General features: G+C 56.2%; 19 protein-coding genes. 11 read left to right on the forward strand and 8 right to left on the reverse strand.

Translation table 11 applies throughout. The features are described from left to right. The first annotated feature begins 15 nt into the window (after nt 1-15). The 9 genes from pheT to selO all read left to right on the forward strand — a co-directional run bounded on the left by pheT (nt 16) and on the right by selO (nt 8,901). On the forward strand, nt 16-2,403 hold the full coding sequence (gene pheT / locus A8O29_RS10155) for a phenylalanine--tRNA ligase subunit beta (RefSeq protein ID WP_125353175.1): 2,388 nt from the start codon (nt 16-18) through the stop codon (nt 2,401-2,403). A 4-nt stretch (nt 2,404-2,407) separates the two neighbouring features. Continuing rightward, the gene (ihfA, locus tag A8O29_RS10160) at nt 2,408-2,707 is read left to right on the forward strand and encodes an integration host factor subunit alpha (protein WP_006820203.1); all 300 of its coding nucleotides are present in this window, start codon (nt 2,408-2,410) and stop codon (nt 2,705-2,707) included. 294 nt (nt 2,708-3,001) lie between these two features. Then, nucleotides 3,002-3,373, forward strand: coding sequence for a DUF4760 domain-containing protein (locus tag A8O29_RS10165; protein WP_125353174.1), 372 nt, complete (start codon nt 3,002-3,004; stop codon nt 3,371-3,373). Nucleotides 3,374-3,557: 184 nt separating this feature from the next. Continuing rightward, nucleotides 3,558-4,535 carry a vitamin B12 ABC transporter permease BtuC gene (gene btuC / locus A8O29_RS10170; RefSeq protein ID WP_125353172.1) on the forward strand — a complete coding sequence of 326 codons (978 nt, stop codon included), beginning with the start codon at nt 3,558-3,560 and terminating at the stop codon, nt 4,533-4,535. A 28-nt stretch (nt 4,536-4,563) separates the two neighbouring features. Beyond that, nucleotides 4,564-5,115, forward strand: coding sequence for a glutathione peroxidase (locus A8O29_RS10175; protein ID WP_125353170.1), 552 nt, complete (start codon nt 4,564-4,566; stop codon nt 5,113-5,115). Between the two features lie 11 nt (nt 5,116-5,126). Beyond that, nucleotides 5,127-5,864 carry a vitamin B12 ABC transporter ATP-binding protein BtuD gene (gene btuD, locus A8O29_RS10180; protein ID WP_420854024.1) on the forward strand — a complete coding sequence of 246 codons (738 nt, stop codon included), beginning with the start codon at nt 5,127-5,129 and terminating at the stop codon, nt 5,862-5,864. A 77-nt stretch (nt 5,865-5,941) separates the two neighbouring features. Further along, nucleotides 5,942-6,406, forward strand: a complete 465-nt coding sequence (locus A8O29_RS10185) for an NlpC/P60 family protein (RefSeq protein ID WP_110508550.1) — start codon at nt 5,942-5,944, stop codon at nt 6,404-6,406. Nucleotides 6,407-6,683: 277 nt separating this feature from the next. After that, a complete protein-coding gene (locus A8O29_RS10190) occupies nt 6,684-7,397 on the forward strand; it encodes an EAL domain-containing protein (RefSeq protein WP_174081292.1) in 714 nt (237 codons plus the stop codon). Between the two features lie 61 nt (nt 7,398-7,458). Next, nucleotides 7,459-8,901 (forward strand): protein adenylyltransferase SelO, encoded by a 1,443-nt coding sequence (gene selO, locus A8O29_RS10195; RefSeq protein ID WP_125353166.1) that lies wholly within the window; start codon nt 7,459-7,461, stop codon nt 8,899-8,901. Nucleotides 8,902-8,903: 2 nt separating this feature from the next. On the opposite strand, the gene A8O29_RS10200 is transcribed toward selO, so the two are convergent. From A8O29_RS10200 to ppsR, 8 genes are all read right to left on the reverse strand, one after another. Further along, a complete protein-coding gene (locus A8O29_RS10200) occupies nt 8,904-9,671 on the reverse strand; it encodes a heme ABC transporter ATP-binding protein (RefSeq protein ID WP_125353165.1) in 768 nt (255 codons plus the stop codon). Then, nucleotides 9,664-10,653, reverse strand: a complete 990-nt coding sequence (locus tag A8O29_RS10205; RefSeq protein ID WP_125353163.1) for a FecCD family ABC transporter permease — start codon at nt 10,651-10,653, stop codon at nt 9,664-9,666. The genes A8O29_RS10200 and A8O29_RS10205 overlap by 8 nt, the downstream gene beginning before the upstream one ends. Further along, nucleotides 10,653-11,471 (reverse strand): heme/hemin ABC transporter substrate-binding protein, encoded by an 819-nt coding sequence (locus A8O29_RS10210; RefSeq protein WP_125353161.1) that lies wholly within the window; start codon nt 11,469-11,471, stop codon nt 10,653-10,655. Before A8O29_RS10210 ends, A8O29_RS10205 begins: the two co-directional genes overlap by 1 nt. Further along, complete coding sequence (locus tag A8O29_RS10215; RefSeq protein WP_125353160.1) at nt 11,468-12,496, reverse strand: hemin-degrading factor; 1,029 nt, start codon at nt 12,494-12,496, stop codon at nt 11,468-11,470. The genes A8O29_RS10210 and A8O29_RS10215 overlap by 4 nt, the downstream gene beginning before the upstream one ends. Before the next feature lie 49 nt (nt 12,497-12,545). Then, a complete protein-coding gene (locus A8O29_RS10220) occupies nt 12,546-14,525 on the reverse strand; it encodes a TonB-dependent hemoglobin/transferrin/lactoferrin family receptor (RefSeq protein WP_125353158.1) in 1,980 nt (659 codons plus the stop codon). 81 nt (nt 14,526-14,606) lie between these two features. Then, complete coding sequence (gene hemP / locus A8O29_RS10225; RefSeq protein WP_125353156.1) at nt 14,607-14,831, reverse strand: hemin uptake protein HemP; 225 nt, start codon at nt 14,829-14,831, stop codon at nt 14,607-14,609. A 152-nt stretch (nt 14,832-14,983) separates the two neighbouring features. After that, entirely contained in the window at nt 14,984-16,030 is a 1,047-nt protein-coding gene (gene aroH, locus A8O29_RS10230; RefSeq protein ID WP_125353154.1) for a 3-deoxy-7-phosphoheptulonate synthase AroH, read from the reverse strand. Between the two features lie 165 nt (nt 16,031-16,195). Further along, a complete protein-coding gene (gene ppsR / locus A8O29_RS10235) occupies nt 16,196-17,029 on the reverse strand; it encodes a posphoenolpyruvate synthetase regulatory kinase/phosphorylase PpsR (RefSeq protein ID WP_110508794.1) in 834 nt (277 codons plus the stop codon). A 332-nt stretch (nt 17,030-17,361) separates the two neighbouring features. Between ppsR and ppsA the strand changes: the two genes are divergently transcribed. Next, entirely contained in the window at nt 17,362-19,740 is a 2,379-nt protein-coding gene (ppsA, locus tag A8O29_RS10240; protein WP_125353152.1) for a phosphoenolpyruvate synthase, read from the forward strand. 193 nt (nt 19,741-19,933) lie between these two features. After that, the gene (locus A8O29_RS10245) at nt 19,934-22,303 is read left to right on the forward strand and encodes a glycoside hydrolase family 3 N-terminal domain-containing protein (RefSeq protein WP_125353150.1); all 2,370 of its coding nucleotides are present in this window, start codon (nt 19,934-19,936) and stop codon (nt 22,301-22,303) included.

Below are 22,303 nucleotides of genomic sequence, written 5' to 3' on the forward strand. Positions count from 1 at the left end.
GGGCAGGACAGAACAATGAAATTCAGTGAACTGTGGTTACGCGAATGGGTTAACCCGGCGATTGACAGCGAAGCGCTGTCTGGCCAAATCACCATGGCAGGCCTGGAAGTGGACGGCGTTGAGCCGGTTGCAGGCGTGTTCAATGGCGTCGTAGTGGGTGAAGTGGTTGAATGCGGCCAGCATCCGAACGCTGATAAACTGCGCGTAACCAAAATTAACGTTGGCGGTGAGCGTCTGCTGGATATCGTCTGCGGTGCGCCGAACTGTCGTCAGGGCCTGAAAGTGGCCGTTGCGACCATCGGTGCCGTTCTGCCTGGCGATTTTAAAATCAAAGCAGCGAAACTGCGCGGCGAACCGTCTGAAGGCATGCTGTGTTCGTTCTCTGAGCTGGGTATTTCCGACGATCATGACGGCATTATCGAACTGCCTGCTGATGCCCCGCTGGGAACCGACATCCGCGAATACCTGAAGCTCGATGACAACACCATCGAAATCAGCGTCACCCCGAACCGTGCTGACTGCTTAGGCATCATCGGCGTGGCGCGTGACGTCGCGGTCCTGAACCAACAGCCGCTGAACGTGCCAGAAATGGCGCCAGTTGCCGCAACCATCAATGACACTTTCCCCATCAACGTCGAAGCTGTCGAAGCGTGCCCACGTTATCTGGGTCGCGTCGTGAAAGGCATCAACGTTAAGGCACCTACGCCGCTGTGGATGAAAGAAAAACTGCGCCGCTGTGGCATCCGTTCTATCGATGCCGTAGTTGATGTGACCAACTACGTATTGCTGGAACTGGGTCAGCCGATGCACGCGTTCGACCTCGACCGCATCGACGGCGGCATCGTGGTGCGTATGGCGAAAGAGGGTGAAGCCCTGGTTCTGCTGGACGGCAACGAAGCCAAACTGAGTGCGGATACGCTGGTCATCGCTGACCACAACAAAGCCCTGGCAATGGGCGGCATCTTTGGTGGCGAGCATTCCGGCGTGAATGACGAAACCCAGAACGTGCTGCTGGAATGTGCATTCTTCAATCCGCTGTCCATCACTGGTCGCGCGCGTCGTCAGGGTCTGCACACCGATGCTTCGCACCGTTACGAGCGTGGCGTGGATCCGGCGCTGCAGTACAAAGCGATGGAACGTGCCACACGTCTGCTTCTGGACCTTTGCGGCGGCGAAGCGGGCCCGGTCATTGATGTGACCAACGAAGCCACTCTGCCGAAGCGTGCCACTATTACGCTGCGTCGTAGCAAACTGGACCGTCTGATTGGCCATCACATTGCCGATGAGCAGGTTAGCGATATCCTGCGCCGTCTGGGCTGTGAAGTAACTGAAGGTCAGGACCAGTGGCAGGCCGTCGCGCCAAGCTGGCGTTTCGATATTTCAATCGAAGAAGATCTGGTGGAAGAAGTGGCCCGCGTATACGGCTACAACAATATCCCGGATGCGCCAGTTCAGGCGGGTTTGATCATGGGTCATCACCAGGAAGCTAACCTGTCTCTCAAGCGTGTGAAAACCATGCTGAATGACAAAGGCTACCAGGAAGTGATCACTTACAGCTTCGTTGATCCGAAAGTGCAGCAGTTGATCCACCCGGGTGAAGAAGCGCTGATCCTGCCAAGCCCAATCTCCAGCGAAATGTCCGCTATGCGTCTTTCTCTGTGGACTGGCCTGCTGGGCACCGTGGTCTACAACCAGAACCGTCAGCAGAGCCGCGTGCGTATCTTCGAAAGCGGTCTGCGTTTCGTGCCGGACACCCAGGCGCCATTGGGCATCCGTCAGGACGTGATGCTGAGCGGCGTTATCTGCGGTAACCGCTATGAAGAGCACTGGAATCTGGCGAAAGAGACAGTTGATTTCTATGATATAAAAGGCGATCTCGAATCCGTTCTGGACTTGACCGGCAAACTGGGCGATATCCAGTTCAAAGCCGAAGGCAATCCAGCGCTGCATCCGGGACAGTCTGCGGCGATTTATCTGAAAGGCGAACGTATTGGTTTCATTGGGGTTGTTCATCCTGAGCTAGAACGTAAACTGGATTTGAACGGTCGTACGATGGTGTTTGAACTCGAGTGGAATAAGCTCGCAGACCGCGTGGTTCCTCAGGCGAAAGAGATTTCTCGCTTCCCTGCGAACCGTCGTGACATCGCTGTGGTCGTGGCAGAAAACGTTCCTGCAGCCGATATTCTCAATGAGTGTAAGAAAGTTGGCGTAAATCAGGTAGTTGGCGTAAACTTGTTTGACGTGTACCGCGGTAAGGGCGTAGCGGAAGGTTTCAAGAGCCTCGCTATCAGCCTGATCCTTCAGGATACCAGCCGTACACTCGAAGAAGAGGAGATTGCCGCTACCGTTGCCAAATGTGTAGAGGCATTAAAAGAGCGATTCCAGGCATCATTGAGGGATTGAACCTATGGCGCTTACAAAAGCTGAAATGTCAGAATATCTGTTTGATAAGCTTGGGCTTAGCAAACGGGATGCCAAAGAACTGGTAGAGTTGTTTTTCGAAGAGATTCGTCGCGCTCTTGAAAACGGTGAGCAGGTAAAACTCTCCGGTTTTGGTAACTTCGATTTGCGCGATAAGAATCAACGCCCCGGGCGCAACCCGAAGACGGGCGAAGATATTCCCATTACAGCCCGGCGCGTGGTGACCTTCAGACCCGGCCAGAAGTTGAAAAGCCGTGTCGAAAACGCTTCGCCCAAAGCAGAATAATTTCTGATTAACCAAAAAGGCCGCTCTTGCGGCCTTTTTTCTTTTCCAGATTCGTTAATTTGTTTGATGAAGGCTCTGATTCCGTATCAAACAAGCGTAGCTGCGTATGTTGATTGGCATAGATTCCTGCTGTAGCATCTTTCTACAGACTAAGGCGACGTAGTCTCCAACAATGATGCGCAGTAACGGAGGTTCCTATGAACAAGTTAGACGAATTCGACGGTTTCTAAACAACCTTCTTACACGCGGAGCGATTGCTCCGCTTTTTTTTGGTCTTTTGACAGGGATCATGTCATGACAATCAACCCGACGGTGTGGCCGATCATTAGCAATACTCTGGTTTTCGGTGGGATCTGCGCTGCGATCCTGACCATTCGCTATAACATTAAAATGGCCCGTAAGACGCAGACAGCCACCTTCCTCTTCGAAAGCCGAAAAGACAGTGAGTACATCGAAAGTCTTCATACCCTTAAAGTGAGCCACGGTTCTGGTAAGTCGATGCGATCCTATGTTTTTCCTCCGGAAGGGGTGTCACTTACAGAGCTCGATATTCTTCAGATGCGCAGAATCCAGTACATTTTGAATTTCTTTGAGCGTTTAAGGCAGAGGTACCGATGTTCACACTTTGCTCTAAACGCTCTATGGTTGGTAGAACCCGGTGGATAATTCGCATACCTACCAAAAGTTCATTCATGTTGATACCTGGATGAATTCGGGAAATTTTCAAACCCGGTCCTTCACCTTCGGCTTCTGACTGGGGCGATAGTTCCTAAGTACTGATGCTTTTTCTTTCCAGCGCACACTAACCTCACTAAAATCATTGACCTGACCTATACCGAACTTGGAACTCATGCAACGACTTGCCCAACGTCAACAGCAACGAAACCAGCGATGGCTGGGACTCCTGCTGTTGCTCCTTATGCTCGCGGTGTTCATCAGCCTCTGTGCGGGTGAAGCGTGGATTGCGCCGGGTGAATGGTTTACCGCGCGCGGTGAGCTGTTTGTCTGGCAGATTCGCCTGCCGCGTACCGTGGCGGTGGTGCTGGTGGGTGCGGCGCTGGCGGTGTCCGGGGCGATTATGCAGGCGTTATTTGAGAACCCGTTGGCGGAGCCGGGCTTGCTGGGCGTATCTAACGGCGCGGGCGTCGGGCTGATTGCCGCCGTATTGCTGGGAAAAGGGCTACCAAACTGGGCGCTTGGCCTGAGTGCCATTGCCGGGGCACTGATCATCACCGTGATATTACTGCGCTTTGCACGCCGTCACTTATCGACCAGTCGCTTGCTGCTTGCGGGCGTGGCGCTGGGCATTATTTGCAGCGCGGCGATGACCTGGGCTGTTTATTTTTCGACGTCGTTTGACCTGCGCCAACTGATGTACTGGATGATGGGCGGGTTTGGCGGCGTGGACTGGCATCAGGGCTGGCTCATGTTGGCACTTGTGCCCGCGATGGGCTGGGTTTGCCTGCAATCGCAGCCGCTGAATTTATTGTCGCTCGGCGAAACGTCCGCCCGCCAGTTGGGGCTACCGCTCTGGCTGTGGCGCCGGCTTCTGGTGCTGGCGACGGGCTGGCTGGTAGGCGTCAGCGTGGCGCTCTCTGGTGCCATTGGCTTTATCGGGCTGGTGATTCCCCATATGCTGCGGCTGTGTGGCCTCACCGACCATCGTGTGCTTCTGCCTGCCTGTGTGCTGGCTGGGGGCGCAACGCTGCTGTTCGCCGATATTGTGGCCCGTCTGGCGCTGGCTTCAGCAGAATTGCCTATTGGCGTCGTTACCGCCACCCTGGGCGCACCCGTTTTTATCTGGCTATTATTAAGGGCTGGCCGCTAAGCGCCGGCTGATAACCCAAGAGGACGCTATGCAACACAATATTCTCAACACAAATGTCACGACCATCGACGGTGAAAACGTCAATCTCGAACAGTTCAAAGGCAAAGTACTGCTGGTGGTGAATGTCGCCTCCCAGTGCGGGCTGACGGCACAGTACGAGCAGCTTGAAAACATTCATGAAGCCTGGAGCAAAGACGGTTTCGCCGTGCTGGGGTTCCCGTGCAACCAGTTCCTCGGCCAGGAACCGGGCAGCGACGAAGAAATTAAAACCTTCTGTAGCACCACCTACGGTGTGACGTTCCCAATGTTCAGCAAAATCGACGTCAACGGCGAACAGCGCCATCCGCTGTACCAGAAGCTGACGGATGCCGCCCCGGTCGCCGTGGCGCCAGAAAGCAGCGGTTTCTACGAGCGTATGGCCAGCAAAGGCCGCGCGCCGAAGGTGGAAGGCGATATTCTGTGGAATTTTGAAAAATTCCTGATTGGCCGTGAGGGCGAAGTCATTCAGCGCTTCTCCCCGGACATGACGCCGGAAGATCCGATCGTGATGGAATCCATCAAGCTGGCACTGGCGAAGTAATCGTGCCGCTGATGCAGTTGCAGGGCGTGGCAGAACCGGGACGATTGCACCCGGTCAGCGCTGAGGTCCGTCAGGGCGAGATAGTGCATCTTGTCGGCCCCAACGGCGCAGGGAAAAGCACGCTGCTCGCCAGAATGGCGGGCTTAAGCCAGGGCGCAGGGCAGGTTAAGCTGAACGGAAGAGCGGTGACCGACTGGCCTGCACCGGAACTGGCACGACATCGGGCGTATCTGACGCAACATCAGACGCCGCCCTTTGCGATGCCGGTGTGGCATTACCTGACGCTGCATCAGCCCGACAAAACGCAGCTTGCATTACAGCAAGAAATCGCCGAAAAGTTGGGTCTGGCGGATAAGCTTGCCCGCCCGGTCAATCAGCTTTCCGGCGGTGAATGGCAGCGCGTTCGCCTCGCGGCGGTAGTGCTGCAAATTCACCCGAAGGGAAACCCGGACGGTCAGCTGTTGTTGCTTGATGAGCCGATGAACAGCCTAGATGTGGCCCAGCAGAGCGGGCTGGACAAGCTGTTGACGGAGCTCAGGCTTGCCGGCGTGACGGTGGTCATGAGCAGCCATGATTTGAACCACACGTTACGCTTTGCCAGCCAGACGTGGCTGTTATGTCGGGGCCAAATGCTGGCCAGCGGTGACACGCCGCACGTTTTGACGATCGAAAATCTGACGGCTGCGTATGATATGCCGTTCAAAAAGCTCAATGCTGATGGCGTACAGATTTTAATTTCTGCGCTGTAACCCTAAGGTTTCTTGCAACTTTGCAAATTCGCAGGCTAAATTATTCTTATAAAAAATATCAGAGGAAACGCCAGGATATGCGTCTCTTATTTATTTTAGTGGCAGCGTTAATTTTAGCCGGGTGCAGCAGCCATCGTGCGCCGCCGCCTAACCCACGGCTTTCGGACTCCATCACCGTCATTGCCAATCTCAACGATCAGCTGGCAAATTGGCGCGGCACGCCTTATCGCTACGGGGGAAGTACTCGTGGTGGCGTGGATTGTTCCGCGTTCGTAATGATGACCTTCCGCGATCAGTTTGATTTGCAACTGCCGCGCGATACTAAACAGCAGTCGAAAATCGGCACCGAAATTGATAAAGGCGATTTATTGCCGGGCGACCTGGTATTCTTCAACACCGGTTCGGGCGGAAATGGTCTGCATGTCGGCATCTACGACACAGATAATCAATTTATTCATGCCTCAACCAGCCAGGGCGTCACGCGATCCTCGCTGGATAATGTCTACTGGCGAAAGCACTTCTGGCAAGCCAGGCGTATTTAGCAGGAAAAACAAAAGGGCCTAATGGCCCTTTTTTGTTGGCAGATAAATATAAAAAATCACTACGGAATAATTATCAGTTGTCATTGCATTCAGCTAATGAATCTCTGGATTGTGCGATTGCACGAATATGGATTACAATCATCCCAATGATAAAGCAAAGGAATTCCTGAATTACAAAGGAACGAATGAAATTAATCTTTTTAAAATCAAAGATTTTGTTTTCGACTGGAACCATGCAGCAGCGACCAGGGAGCTCCCTTGAACAAGGGTGGACGCAATGATAGTTACTCTTGATAAAGCCTGGAAAACCGAATTGTTATTCTTGCCTGCCAGAAATGGTGGGGGGCAACTTGTGGGATTAGAATTAATCGCGAACTTTGTCGGCGTGGATGATGCGGTCCGCACGCCAACCACGCTGGTGACATCTCGTCTGAGCGATGAACAGGAAGTGATGCTGTTTCGTGAAAAACTCGCGTTACTCGAAACCTGCCAAATCTTTTTTATTCAGCAGCAATTAATTGCGTGGATTAATATAACGCCAGCAATTGCCTTTGCGTTGTTAACACAAAAAATGTTAGCGGAAGAGGCCGGGCGATTTTCCTTTCTGGAGTTTACGGTCAATGAAAACTTCCCAGAATTGAATGCCACCGACAAAAATCATTTACTGGTACAACTGGCGAATCTTTTCCCACTGGCGCTGGCCAATTTTGGTGCCGGAGACGCATCGACTCAGGCTGTTTTCAGCGGCTTGTTCAAACGCGTTACGCTGGATAAAAACTTTATTCAGCAGCAGGCGTTATTATTATCGTTTGATCCCTTCATGCGGGCAATAATCGCCCAGGTTCAGCCCTGCTGCACCGCGATAATGGCGGCGGGCGTGGACAACCTCCAGATCCTTGAACGCCTGGAGCCCTGGGGCCTGAGCGCCTATCAGGGATTACTGTGGCCCGCCGTCGATAGCGCATCGCTTACCCGCCTGATGCAGCAATAACCCTGTAGCCAGCCCGTATTTATCTGCCCTCACAGGCACTACACTACAGACAGGAGGAACCATGACCCTGTCTTTTACCCATCACTGGCGCGATGAACTGCCAGGTTTTTATACCGAACTGTCACCGACGCCGCTGGCCAACGCACGCCTGATTTGGCACAACGCGACGTTGGCGCAAAGCCTCGAGCTGCCTGAAACGCTGTTCAGCCCTGAAAAAGGCGCGGGCGTCTGGGGCGGCGAAACGCTGCTGCCCGGTATGCTGCCGCTGGCGCAGGTCTACAGCGGCCATCAATTTGGCGTCTGGGCCGGTCAGCTTGGCGACGGGCGCGGCATTTTGCTCGGCGAACAGCAACTGGCCGACGGGCGTCGTTACGACTGGCACCTGAAAGGCGCAGGACTGACGCCGTATTCCCGAATGGGCGACGGGCGCGCGGTGTTACGCTCCACGCTGCGTGAAAGTCTGGCGTCTGAGGCGATGTTCGCGCTCGGGATTCCGACCACGCGTGCGTTATCGGTGGCCACCAGCGACACGCCGGTGTACCGCGAAACGGTTGAGCAGGGCGCAATGCTGATGCGTCTGGCGGAAAGCCACGTGCGTTTCGGCCATTTCGAACATTTCTACTATCGCCGCGAGCCGGAAAAGGTCCGCGAGCTGGCGGATTATGTGATTCGTCATCACTGGCCGCAGCTTGAGAGCGAAGCCGAAAAATACACGCTGTGGTTCCGTGACGTTGTCAGCCGAACCGCACGTCTGATTGCCCGCTGGCAAACCGTTGGCTTCTGCCACGGGGTGATGAACACCGACAATATGTCGATTCTGGGCTTGACCATGGACTACGGTCCGTACGGTTTCCTCGATGATTATCAGCCAGGCTTTATCTGCAATCACTCTGACCATCAGGGCCGCTATAGCTTTGATAATCAGCCTGCGGTAGGGCTGTGGAACCTGCAACGCCTGGCGCAGTCGTTTTCGCCGTTCATCAAGGTGGATGTGCTCAACGATGCGCTGGACGGTTATCAGGAAGCCCTGCTGGTGGAATACGGTCAGCGGATGCGCGGCAAGCTTGGTCTGTTTACGGAGCAGAAGGGCGACAACGAACTGCTGAACGGACTGTTCAGCCTGATGGAGCGGGAAGGCAGCGATTATACCCGCACCTTCCGGATGCTGAGCATAACGGAACAGCAGAGTGCCAGTTCACCGTTGCGCGATGAGTTTATCGACCGGGCGGCGTTTGATGCGTGGTTCAGCGACTATCGCGCGCGTTTGCAGCAGGACGAGGTGGATGACGCCACCCGCCAGCACAGCATGAAGCAGGTGAATCCGGCGGTGGTGTTGCGCAACTGGCTGGCACAGCGCGCCATCGAGCAGGCTGAACGCGGGGAATATGCCGAGTTTGAGCGTTTGCACGAGGCGTTACGTGACCCGTTTGCTGACCGGACTGATGACTATGCCAGCCGTCCGCCTGAGTGGGGCAAACGGCTGGAAGTGAGCTGTTCGAGCTGATACTACGGGGCTAAAAAAACCTGTGGCGTCTGGCTGCCGGGGTGCTGACCAATATGCACTTCGGCACCGTACCAGCGGCTCAGGGTATCCGCCTGTAACACCTGTTGCGCGCTACCCTGAGCCACAATCTCTCCTTCATGAAGCAGGATCAGTCTGTCGGCCCAAAGCGCGGCCAGATTGAGATCGTGCAGCACCGCGCAAACGTGAAGATTCCCGGCCTGGGTCAGGGTTTTCAACAATCGCAGCAAATGCTGCTGATGATATAAATCCAGCGCCGACGTTGGCTCATCGAGAAACAACCAACCCTGCGGCGCATCAGCCACCCACAGCTGTGCCAGCGCCCGCGCCAGCTGAACCCGCTGTTGCTCTCCGCCAGAAAGCGCATTGTATTTCCGGCCCGACAACGGAGCACATCCGGTCAGAGCCATGACCTGTTCAACGACTTTACGGCTATTGCCCTGTTCCCACGGCGCGCGCCCCATGGTAATCACATCTTCCACCGGCCAGTCGAAGCCGAGCTGGCTTTGCTGGCGCATCACCGCCCGTTGACGAGACAGCGCCTGCGGCGTCCATGCGGATAACGGTTTATCGTTCAGCAGACAGTGCCCGTTATCCGGTGGCAAATAGCCGGTCAGCGCGCGCAGCAGCGTCGATTTTCCCGCGCCGTTGGGGCCAATCAGCGCCACCAGTTCGCCAGGCGCTAGCGTCAGATTAATGTCACGTAACACCGGCGAATAACACATTTTAACGGCCTGTAAGCGATTAGCCATGCTGGCCTCCGCGACGGAAAATCATCCATAAAAACCACGGCGCACCCAACAGGCTGGTCAGCAAACCGACCGGCATTTCCGCAGGCGCAACCAACGTACGGGCCACGGTGTCGGCCACCAATAGCAAAATGGCACCGACCAGCACCGAACCGGGAATGACCGCCCGGTGATCGGCCCCGAGCCACATGCGTAGCAAATGCGGCACCACCAGCCCGATAAAGCCAATCACGCCGCTGACGGCCACCGCCGCCGCAACCAACAGGGCGCTGCACAGCAATAAACGCCGCTGAATCTGAAGCACGTTCACGCCGAGGTAATGTGCCTCTTCATCGCCCAGCTGTAGCAAATTCAACGGTTTTGCCAGCCGCCAAATAATGAACACCGTCGGCAGCATCAGTGAGGCCGTCGCTAGCAACGTTGACCACTGCGCCTGGCCGAGACTGCCCATGCCCCACAGCGAAAGTTGACGCAGCTGCGCGTCGTTGCTGAGCCACGACAGCACGCCCACCGCCGCGCCGCACAGCGCGTTAATAGCGATCCCCACCAACAGCAGGCGCGACAGGGAATTATCGTTGCGCTGGCTGAGGACAAAAATCACCATCGTCACCGCCAGGCTGCCGAGAAACGCCGCCAGCATCGGGGCGTACAGCATCAACATCAGTGGCAGCGAGAAGGGTAAAACCACCCACATCGCCACCGCCAGCGCGGCACCGCTGCTGATCCCCAACAGGCCAGGGTCCGCCAGCGGATTGCGAAACAGCCCTTGCATCACGCAGCCCGCCAGCGCCAGCGAGCCGCCGATGGTCAGCGCCAAAAGCACGCGCGGCAGACGAATGGTGAACCAGATTTGGCGCAGCGCGCTGTCGCCATGCCAGAGGATATCCAGCGGCAGCTTCAGCGCGCCAAAGGTGGTGGCGCATAGCGTTAACAGCGTCAGCAGGGCCAGAAGTGACCACAGAGAACGGGCAACCCGCGGCGTCATCAGGGAAGCTGCTCCGCTTTATGCCGCAGCTGTTGAATCGCTTCCGGAGTACGAATGCTGAATCCCAACAGCGCCATGTCATCGACCAGCAGTACCTGTTTATTCCGCCCGGCTGGGGTTTGCGCCAGACCTGGCAATGTCCACAATCCACTTTCGCCGCCCATGCCTTTTACGCCGTCGGTAGAGATAACCACCAGATCCGGCTGGCTGGCGATGACCCCTTCCTGAGAAAGCGGCTGATAACGGTTAAAGCCCTGCATCGCATTTTGCAGACCCGCCGCACGAATAGCTGAATCAGCGCCGGTTTGCTGCCCGGCGGCCATGGCGCTCATGCCGCCGTGGTTGAGAATAAACAGCACGCGCTTATTGAGTGGCGTTTTAGGCAACGCATCCAGCGCCTGTTTCATCTGCTGACGGAGCTGATCGCCTTCGGCCTCTTTGTGCATTGCTGAGGCGACGATGCGAATTTTGTCGTCGATCACGGAAACGTCGTTGCTGCCCGGAACCGTTACCACCGTCACACCGTTTTGTTCGACCTGTTTCAGCGCCAGCGACGGCTGGGCCTGTACGCTGGCGAGAACGGTCGTCGGGCGCGTGGCGAGAATGCCTTCAGCGTTCAGCTGACGCAGATAGCCCACGTCAGGCAATTTCAATGCTTCAGGCGGCCACATGCTGGTGCTGTCTCGTGCAATGAGGGCGCTCTGCGCCCCCAGGGCATAGACAATCTCCGTCACGTCGCCGCCTAGCGTCACCACTTTTTGAGCTGCCGCACCTGCCAACAGAGGCAGGGCGGCCATCAACGCGACGACGGCTCTCATGCCGCCAGCCCTTTGGCAATCAGCGCTTCGACCTGCGTGCGCCACTGGGTTTGCTCCGGTTCGCCTTCGGTGCGCTGACCATAAAGCTGCGCAATCTGCGTACCGTCGGCGGCGAACAGTTCGAGGCTGGTGACGTGGCCATCGGCGGTGGGTTTACGCGTCACCCAGGTTTCGGCGATGGTGTCTTCGCGCAGGTGCAGGGTAAAGGCCGAATTAAAGATGTTCAGCCAGCCTTTCATCGGCACCACTCTTTCGATTGCGCCGGTGAAAATCTGCACGCAGCCACGGTTGCCGACGAAGACCATAATTTCGTTGGCATCCTGATGGGCATTCGCCAGCAGGCGCGCCACTGCCTCGTTATCCACCTGACACGCCAGGTCATCGCCGACCAGGCGAAAAGCTTGCTGGCGGCTCAGGTTATGACGCTTGAGCAGGGTGAAGAACTGGTGCACATCGGTCATCGCCCGCCATTCGCCGTCGAGGGTTTTGCCATCGATCTCACCGCAGGTGGCCGGTGCATCGGCTGTTTTCAGTTCGAGCGTCGGGTTATCGGCATGGATAAAACGGGTCAGAATATCGGCCCACGCGGTCATGTCGGTGGCGTCGGTGGTGTACACCTTCAGCAGGGCATCACCCTGATGGTCAAAGAACTGAATGCTTTGGCGTTCCCCGTGAGCGCTGGTTTCGCTGATGTGGAAAACGCTGGCCCACTGATTGAGGAACAGGCGTAAATCCAGTGCGCGCGGGTTGAGCACCAGACCGGCATGGCCGCTGAGGTGCTGATTGGTAAAGCTACCGATCTGTTCGTGAACGGCGTATTCGTTACGGCAGATGCATTTCACGTCACCGGCGGATTCCAGGGCGGCAAGCACCTCGCGCACTTCACCCTGTAAACGCCAGGCATCGTGCCCCACGCGCGCCCAGGTCAGTTCCGCTTCGCTGATGTGCATCATCGCGGCGATGTCACGCGCATATTTGCCCGGATTTTCTTCTTTTAACGCCAGCCAGCGTGTGTAGAGATTCATTGTCATATTCCTTCCAGATGAAATACCCCGGCTAACCGGGGTGGGGTGATTACCACTGATAACTCACGAAAATTTTACCGTTCTGACCATCCTGAGGGATGCCCTGCGGCGAGTAATATTCTTTGTCGAAGGCGTTGCCAAACACCAGCGAGGTGGTCAGGCCGCTGAGCGCCTGTTGGCCTTTATAGCTCACGTAGAAGTCGTTCACGCCGTAGCCCGCCTGCGGGGTGGAGCTGATGCTCTTTGTGTCTTCTGCGAAGGTGCCAATCCAGCCAACCGAGAAGCCGCTCTGGGCAATCGGCACGTCGAGGCGAGAGGTGACGGTATCCGGATTGATTGAGGTCAGCCAGTCGCCGGTATCGGTGTCTTTACCGCGGGTCCGGTTATACGCCACGTCGAGGCTGAACAGGTCGGTAGTGTATTTAGTCATCACGTCCCAGCCCCAAATTTTGGCGTTCGGCACGTTGATGGAGGTAGTCGAGGCCGCCGCGAAATCAACAGACGTGGTGATGTAATCTTTGGCGTTCGTGTCGAAGTAGCTAGCTTTAAACTCGAACGCATCGTTCGCCAGCATCACGTCGTCAAAGCGCAGACCAAAGCCGTATTCCTGCGTTTCGTTGGTTTCCGGGCGCAGGTTCGGGTTCGGTACCCAATAGTTAGTGTAGAAACTGCCGATGGAGAAGTGTTTGGAATCGTTATACATCTCGCCCATCGTCGGAGCGCGGAAGGCCTGCGCGTAGGAGCCAAACAGCATCAGCCAGTCGGTTGGGCTGATGGTCATGCCCGCCCGGGAAGACCATTTATCCGCATCGACGTCGTCATACCCGTCGCTGGTGCCGCGATAGTTGTCGTAGCGCGTGCCGCCGAGGATCGTCACCGGCAGGTCGCGCAGGGTTATCTCATCTTGCAACCATCCAGAACTGAAGTTAATGCGCGCGTTCGGGAAACCGGTGGTCATGCCGCCCGGATTTTGCTCCTGACGGTAATATTCGCCGCCGTAGGTCAACAGGTGTGAGGCGAAGCTGTCGGTGAACAGACGCGTGCGGTTTTCAACTTTCCCGCCTTTGGTAGTCTGTTTACGGAACTCGCCGGAGTCGTCGAGATTTTGCGCGTTAATGCGCACTTCAGACCAGTAGCCCTTGACGTCAGCATTCAGCCAGTCGTTGCCTTCTGGCGCGATGTTGTAGGTTAACTGCGCGTCGCGCTGAATGGTGGAGCGGTCGGTCATCGGGTTGCTGCTGTCAGACGCTTGCGGCGTTTGCGGGTTTTTAGGCTCCTGCGCGGCGTTGTTGTAGTAACGCAGGGAACCGCTCAGCTTCTGCGCCGGGTCGATTTTCCAGCTACCTTTGGCGAGGAAGTTGGTAATGCTTTCGTCGTTCGGGGCGGTGAAACCGTCGCTCTGTTTTAAATCGCCGCGGTCACGGCTGGACCAGGAGACGATCCCGTCGAGCGTATCGGTGCGACCAAAGGCGCTGGCGCCCATGCCGAGGCTGTGATCGCCGGTGCCGCCGGTGCCAAACACGCGGTAGCCGCTGTTCTGTCCCAGCTGCAGCAGGTCGGCTGCATCCACGGTGTCATAGGAAATCACGCCGCCCAACGCGCCGCTGCCGTACAGCATCGCGCCGGGGCCACGCACGACTTCGATACGCTTGATCAACGCCGGGTCGAGGAATGTGCTGTTGAGGTGGCCGGTATCGGTACCCTGGCGAATGCCATCGACCATCACCAAAACGCCGCGACGGTCGTAACCGCGCAGATTGACGTCCTGACCGTTGGTGCGGCCGGTGCCGTCAAGGGTCAAACCCGGGACCTGACGCAGCATATCCGCGGCGGAGCTGGCGGTCTGACCTTCAGGGGTGTCGGCATCAATAACGGTGACCATCATCGGCGCTTCAAACGCGCTGCGTTCGTTGCCGGTGGCGGTAACGGTCATTTGTTCAGAGGCGGCGAAAGCCGGGGTGGTGATTGCGCCGAATACAGCCAGTGCGACCAGCGATGGGCGCAGTGACGCGGAATGCAGGTGTAGCATGCAACTCTCCATAAAAGGTGAAAAGTGCTGGCTGCCTCGGCGAGTTCCTGGGTGGCTGGCGAAATGTTGTGTGTAAGGTTGTTATTTAGTCAGGATCAATTTTCCGGCATGGGTCTGGCGCAGCAGATACTGCTGGCCATCATGCTCAATGATGACGCGACCTTCCGCGCCTAGCAGGGTTTTGCTACTCACCCGGCGGTCTTCGGCCTGCGGTTGCGGAGTCGAGGATGTTTTGCCTGCGGTCAGGAATGTATCCGATGATGTCATAGTGTTAAAAATAGCAATCAATGTAACAATGATAATCATTATCAACAAATCAAAAAGCTCGGCAACCCCTTTTGTGAAAAATAGGTGACTGGATCAAAAAAGATTGTTTCAGTACAGCAGGATATTGTCTGGCGAGGCGGGTGAAGCGGAGGCGTGTCGGGCAACGATTTTGCCCGACACGAAAAGCATAATCAGAAGCGGGTATCGATCGCGGCAGAAAGTTTATCCAGCAGAATTTCGCTGTCTTCCCAGCTCAGACAAGGATCGGTGATCGACTGTCCGTACACCAGCGGCTGTCCGGCCACGATTTTTTGCGTGCCTTCGCGCAGGAAGCTTTCCGCCATGATCCCGGCAATCGCCGTCGAACCATTGCGAATTTGCTGACAGATATCGTCACAGACATCCAGCTGACGGCGGTGCTGCTTCTGGCAGTTGCCGTGGCTGAAATCGATAACCAGTTGTTCCGGCAAATCGAATTCGTGCAGCGTATCGCAGGCGACCGCAATGTCTGACGCGTGGTAGTTTGGCTTTTTGCCGCCGCGCATGATGATGTGACCATACGGATTACCGCTGGTCTGATAAATCGTCATCTGCCCGTTTTTGTCTGGCGACAGGAACATATGGCTGGCACGAGCGGCACGGATGGCATCCACGGCAATGCGGGTGTTACCGTCGGTGCCGTTTTTGAACCCAACCGGGCAGGAGAGCGCGGAGGCCATTTCACGGTGGATCTGGCTTTCGGTGGTGCGAGCACCAATGGCGCCCCAGCTGATTAAATCGGCGATGAACTGACCGGTCACCATATCGAGAAACTCAGTAGCCGTGGGAACGCCCAGCTGATTAACCTGCAGCAGCAGCTTGCGCGCCTGCTCGATACCGTGATTCACGCGATAGCTGCCGTTGAGATCCGGATCGGAAATCAGACCTTTCCAACCCACCACCGTACGCGGTTTTTCGAAATAGGTGCGCATCACGATTTCAAGCCGCGACTGGTGCTTTTCACGCAGCGCCTGCAGACGATGCGCGTAATCCATCGCCGCATCCAGGTCATGAATGGAGCAGGGGCCAATCACCACTAACAGACGTTTATCTTCGCCGTTGAGGATTTTTTCAATGCGACGGCGGGAGGCGGTCACGTGACCGGCAACCTCGGAAGTGACAGGGTAATGTTGCGCCAGTTCAGCAGGCGTTACCAGACTGTCGATGCGCGCCGAACGCAGTTCATCAGTTTTGTTCATTGGAGCTCTCAGAATTTGGTGGCTTCTACGGCAGGAATACCGGAAGTGATGCGCATCACGATAAACCAATCTCGGCTGAATTCAAGGTTCAACGCCTATTCAGCAATGTGATGCGCATACATTGCAAAAAGAGGATAGCGCATTTTGCAATGATGTACTAGTGTGTTAGTACATGCGGCGACTGAGTCCCATTATGTCGAGGATTTTGGTGGCGATTTCTTCCACCGAATAGTTGGTGCTGTTGAGCCACGGGATTTGGTTCTTACGGTACAGCGCTTCTACTTCGGTGACTTCCATGCGGCACTGGCGCATCGACGCATAGCGGCTGTTCTCGCGGCGTTCTTCGCGAATGGCGGCCAGACGTTCCGGGTCGATGGTCAGCCCGAATAATTTATGCTGTAACGGTTTCAGCGCGGCGGGCAGGACCAGATTATCCATATCGTCGGCGATAAACGGATAGTTGGCGGCGCGGATGCCAAACTGCATCGCGAGGTAAAGGCTGGTCGGGGTTTTGCCGCAGCGTGAGACGCCGAGCAAAATCACCTGCGCCTGATCGAGATTACGCAGCGAAACGCCGTCATCGTGCGCCAACGTGTAGTCAATGGCGGCGATACGGGCATCATATTTCGTCAGATTTCCCGGCGTAAGGCCGTGAGTGCGATGGGCAATTGGCGTAGGGTCGAGTTTCAGTTCTTCCTGCAATGGCGCAACCAGCGCCTGCACGATGTCCTGACAGAAGCCTTCGCTTTGCAAAATAATGGTTCGGATTTCAGGAATGACGATCGAATAAAAGACCAGCGGACGGACGCCAGATTGCTGATAAATCGCGTCAATCTGCTCCTTCACCGCCTTCGCCCGGCTTTCGCTTTCGACAAACGGCAGAGTAATGCTGTTGACCGATACCGGGAATTGCGACATCACCGCGTGCCCGAGCACCTCGGCGGTAATGGCGGTGCCGTCAGAAATGTAAAATACGTGGCGATCTACATTGTTGTCCATTTTGACCATCCGGTAAATTAAGTTAATTCCATGAAGCCTATATTTATTTTAATCACATCCGAGTCGGTTTTGTCACAAATTTAAAAATGAAATGGTATTTTTAATTTATCTGAAATGGGGTGTTCATTTTCATGACGAAAGGCTATAAACCGTCTTTTTTTGTGGGATTCCTCAATAATCATGGAGTTAACGGTTTTCGAGGAACTGTCTTTAAAAGCAAAAAATTAATTTGCTTGAACGATTCACCTTTTTTCCCGTCACGTTAATTATGGCAGGATAAATACGTCGCCGGTTCTGTTCTGGCACTTTTCTTAAATAAAGGAATTGTTTCGATGTCCAACAATAGCTCGTCACCGCTGGTGCTTTGGTATAACCAACTCGGCATGAATGATGTAGATAGCGTTGGGGGCAAAAATGCCTCCCTGGGTGAAATGATTACTAATCTGTCCGATTTGGGCGTTTCCGTACCCAACGGGTTCGCTACCACGGCTGATGCTTTCAATCAGTTTCTCGACCAGAGCGGCGTGAACCAGCGTATTTATCAACTGCTGGATGAAACCGACATCGACGACGTCTCCGCCCTGGCGAAAGCCGGTGCACAAATTCGTCAATGGATTATCGATACTCCCTTTACATCAGAGCTGGAACAGGCGATTCATCAGGCCTATAACCAGCTTTCAACCGACGACGCCGACGCGTCGTTTGCCGTGCGTTCTTCCGCGACTGCCGAAGATATGCCGGATGCTTCCTTCGCCGGCCAGCAGGAAACGTTCCTCAATGTTCAGGGTTACGACGCTGTGCTGGTGGCGGTGAAGCACGTCTTCGCCTCCCTGTTTAACGACCGCGCGATTTCCTACCGTGTGCATCAGGGCTATGACCATCGCGGCGTCGCGCTCTCTGCGGGCGTGCAGCGCATGGTGCGTTCCGACCTCGGTTCCGCTGGCGTCATGTTCTCCATCGACACCGAATCTGGCTTCGATCAGGTGGTGTTTATCACCTCCGCGTTTGGCCTCGGTGAAATGGTGGTGCAGGGCGCGGTAAACCCGGACGAATTCTACGTCCACAAACCGACCCTGGAAAAAGGCCGCCCGTCCATCGTGCGCCGCACCATGGGCTCGAAAAAAATTCGTATGGTGTATGCCCCAACCCAAGAGCATGGGAAGCAGGTGCGCATCGAAGATGTGCCGCAGGCTGAACGCGACCGCTTCTCGTTGTCCGATGACGAAGTGCAGGAACTGGCGAAGCAGGCGATACAGATTGAGAAACACTACGGTCGCCCGATGGACATCGAGTGGGCCAAAGACGGTCACACCGGCAAGCTGTTTATCGTGCAGGCGCGTCCGGAAACCGTGCGTTCTCGCGGCCAGGTGACGGAGCGTTACACGCTGCACGCGCAGGGTAAAATCATTGCCGAAGGTCGTGCCATTGGGCATCGTATCGGCGCAGGCCCGGTGAAAGTGATCCACGATATCAGTGAAATGAACCGCATTCAGCCGGGTGATGTATTAGTCACCGACATGACCGACCCGGACTGGGAACCGATCATGAAAAAGGCGGCGGCGATTGTCACTAACCGTGGCGGGCGTACCTGTCACGCGGCAATTATCGCCCGTGAACTGGGCATTCCGGCCGTCGTGGGCTGTGGCGATGCCACCGAGCGCATGAAAGATGACGAGAAAGTCACCGTGTCCTGTGCCGAAGGCGACACCGGCTATGTGTATGCCGACATGCTCGACTTCAGCGTGAAAAGCTCTACCGTCGATACCATGCCGGATCTGCCGCTGAAAATCATGATGAACGTCGGCAACCCGGACCGCGCGTTTGACTTTGCCTGCCTGCCGAACGAAGGCGTCGGTCTGGCGCGTCTGGAATTTATCATCAACCGGATGATCGGCGTGCACCCACGCGCGCTGCTGGAATTTGATGACCAGGACGCGAAGTTGCAAAACGAAATTCGCGAAATGATGAAAGGCTACGACTCACCAAAAGAGTTCTATGTCGGCCGTCTGACTGAAGGGATCGCCACGCTCGGCGCGGCGTTCTATCCGAAACGCGTGATTGTGCGTCTTTCTGACTTTAAATCTAACGAATATGCCAACCTGGTGGGCGGCGAGCGTTACGAGCCGGAAGAAGAGAACCCAATGCTGGGCTTCCGTGGTGCGGGTCGCTACGTGGCTGACAGCTTCCGCGACTGCTTCGCGCTGGAGTGCGACGCGGTGAAACGCGTGCGTAACGAAATGGATCTCACCAACGTGGAAATCATGATCCCGTTCGTACGCACCGTGGATCAGGCGAAAGCGGTGATCGATGAGCTGGCGCGTCAGGGCCTGAAACGTGGCGAAAACGGTCTCAAAATCATCATGATGTGCGAGATCCCATCCAACGCGTTGTTAGCGGAACAGTTCCTCGAGTATTTCGACGGCTTCTCTATCGGCTCGAACGACATGACTCAGCTGACGTTGGGTCTGGACCGTGACTCCGGCGTGGTATCTGAGCTGTTCGATGAACGCAACGAGGCAGTGAAAGCGCTGCTGTCGATGTCGATTCGCGCAGCGAAGAAGCAGGGTAAATACGTCGGCATCTGCGGTCAGGGTCCATCTGACCACGAAGATTTCGCCGCCTGGCTGATGGAAGAAGGGATCGACAGCTTGTCGTTGAACCCGGACACCGTGGTGCAGACTTGGTTGAGTCTCGCCGAATTGCGTAAGTAATTGTTCAATCAAAGCCCCGGCAGCCTGCGCTGTCGGGGCTTTTTTTATGTGTGGCGCGGTTTGTCGAGCGCCTTCACAGAATTGAAACAAAACGAAAAATCATAACTTCGCTGTTAATTTCGACAATTGTCGCCCTTCGTCTGGTTCTGAATACTGCTTCTCAACCAGATACACCTTAACGGAGGGGAAGTTGATGACCGCACTGTATAAGGATGCGCAGCGTCCAGTCGCTGAACGCGTTGCTGATTTGCTGGCGCGAATGACGCCAGAAGAGAAGTTTGCCCAGATGCACGCCTACTGGCTGGTGCTGAGTGAAACCGGCGACCACCGCGAACGCAGCGACATGAGCGATGAATTTGCCGGCGTATCCGCGCAGGCTTCGTTGAATGAGCGTCTGACGCTCGGCGTCGGGCAAATCACCCGCCCGCTGGGCACCCACATTGTCGATGCCCGAACCGGGGTACGCGCCGCAAACCGTCTGCAAAAAATGCTGATGGAAGAGACGCGGCTCGGGATCCCGGCGCTGTTCCATGAAGAGTGCCTGGTCGGCCTGCTGTGCAAAGACGCGACGCTGTTTCCGTCTCCGCTGAACTACGGTTCGACCTGGGACCCGCAGCTCATTCGCCACGCCGCCGCATGTATTGGTGATGAGGCCCGGGCGACGGGCTGCCATCAGGGGCTGGCCCCGGTGCTGGATGTGTCGCGCGATGTGCGCTGGGGGCGCACCGAAGAAACCTTTGGCGAAGATCCGTGGCTGGTCGGGGTCATGGCCTGCGCCTATGTCGACGGTTTGCAGGGCGAAAAACGCGACCTGCTGGCGACGCTGAAACACTACGTCGGGCATTCGTTCAGCGAAGGCGCACGCAACCATGCCCCGGTGCATCTGGGCTTTTGTGAACTCAATGATACCTTCCTGCTGCCGTTTGAAATGGCGGTCAAACTCGCCAACGCCGGGTCGGTGATGCCCGCCTATCACGACATTGATAACCAGCCGGGCCACAGTGACGCCTTCCTGATGACCAAAATCTTGCGTGAGCAGTGGGGCTTCGACGGCATTATCGTCGCCGATTACGGCGGGATCAGTCTGCTGCATCAGCATCACGGCGTGTCTCATGACGCGGCGGAATCCGCGGCGCTGGCGTTCAACGCCGGGCTGGACGTCGAGCTGCCAAAAGATGACTGTGCGCGACATTTGGCTGAGGCCGTGGAGCGCGGGCTGATCTCGATGGGCAAAGTCGATGAGATCGTTGCCCGAACGCTGACCGAGAAATTCCGCCTCGGGCTATTTGAACAGCCTTACGCCGATGAAAACGCGGTGGAACTGCAAATTGCACAAACGCGGCAGGCGGCGCGAAATGTGGCTACGCGCTCACTGACGCTGCTGGAAAACAACGGCGTGCTGCCGTTTATCGGGCAACCGCACGTGGCGGTCGTTGGCCCGACGGCAGACGATCCATTGGCGCTGCTCAGCGGCTATAGCTTCCCGGTCCATCTGATCATCAGCGACATGCTTGAGCAAACGTCGCAGGTGACGACCCCGCTGGACGCGCTGCGCCAGACGCTCGGCGAACAGCACGTCAGCTACGCCAAAGGCTGCCACATTATCGAAAAACGCATGGCGGGCGCGCCAGTATTCCCGGGTGACAGCCGAGGAAAATCTATCCAGCAGTCACCGGTGTCTTTGGATACCTCACTCATTGCGGACGCGGTGCGTGTGGCTGAGAAATGCGACGTGGTTGTGGCCTGCGTGGGAGATTTAGCCGGACTGTTCCAGAGCGGGACTGTCGGCGAAGGCTCTGATACCGACTCACTCAATCTGCCCGGCGTACAACAACAGCTTCTGGAAGCGTTGGTGGCCACTGATAAACCGGTGGTGGTCGTGATGACCGGCGGGCGGCCATATACCCTGCAAGGGCTGGAAGATAAGGTGGCGGCGCTAATGATGGCCTGGGCTCCGGGGCAGGAAGGCGGCTGGGCCATTGCCGATGTCCTGACCGGACGCGCCGAACCGCAAGGGCGGTTGGTGGTCAGCGTGCCGAAAAGCGCCGGGGCGATGCCGTATTACTACAACCACAAACTGAAAAGCGGCGGCACGCCGTTTGCCTTCCATTTTGGTAGCCGCTATCCGTTTGGTTTCGGTAAAAGCTGGAGCCAGTTCCAATGGAGCGCGCTGACCCTTATCACGCCTGAAGTGGCTATCGACGGCGAAATTGCTGTGCAGGTCACGCTGACCAACATCGGCGAACGTCGCGGCAGCGAAGTGGTGCAGCTGTATGTGCGCGATAACGTGGCGTCGATGGTGCGTCCGGTGAAAGAGCTGAAAGCGTTCCAGCGCGTGGAGTTGGTGCCGAACCAGTCGGCGACGCTGACCTTCTACGTGCCCGTCGACATGCTGAACTTTACCGACCGTAACGGGAAACGCATTGTCGAGCCGGGTGAATTTACGCTAATGGCGGGTTCGTCCTCGGCAGATATTCATGGCACGGTCATCGCAAACGTCAGCGGAGCCACGCGGGAATTAGCGAAAAACTGGCGGATGCTGAGCCGTTGTGAAGTGAATTAA

It is taken from the genome of Scandinavium goeteborgense (genome assembly GCF_003935895.2).
In the GTDB taxonomy this organism is placed as follows: domain Bacteria; phylum Pseudomonadota; class Gammaproteobacteria; order Enterobacterales; family Enterobacteriaceae; genus Scandinavium; species Scandinavium goeteborgense.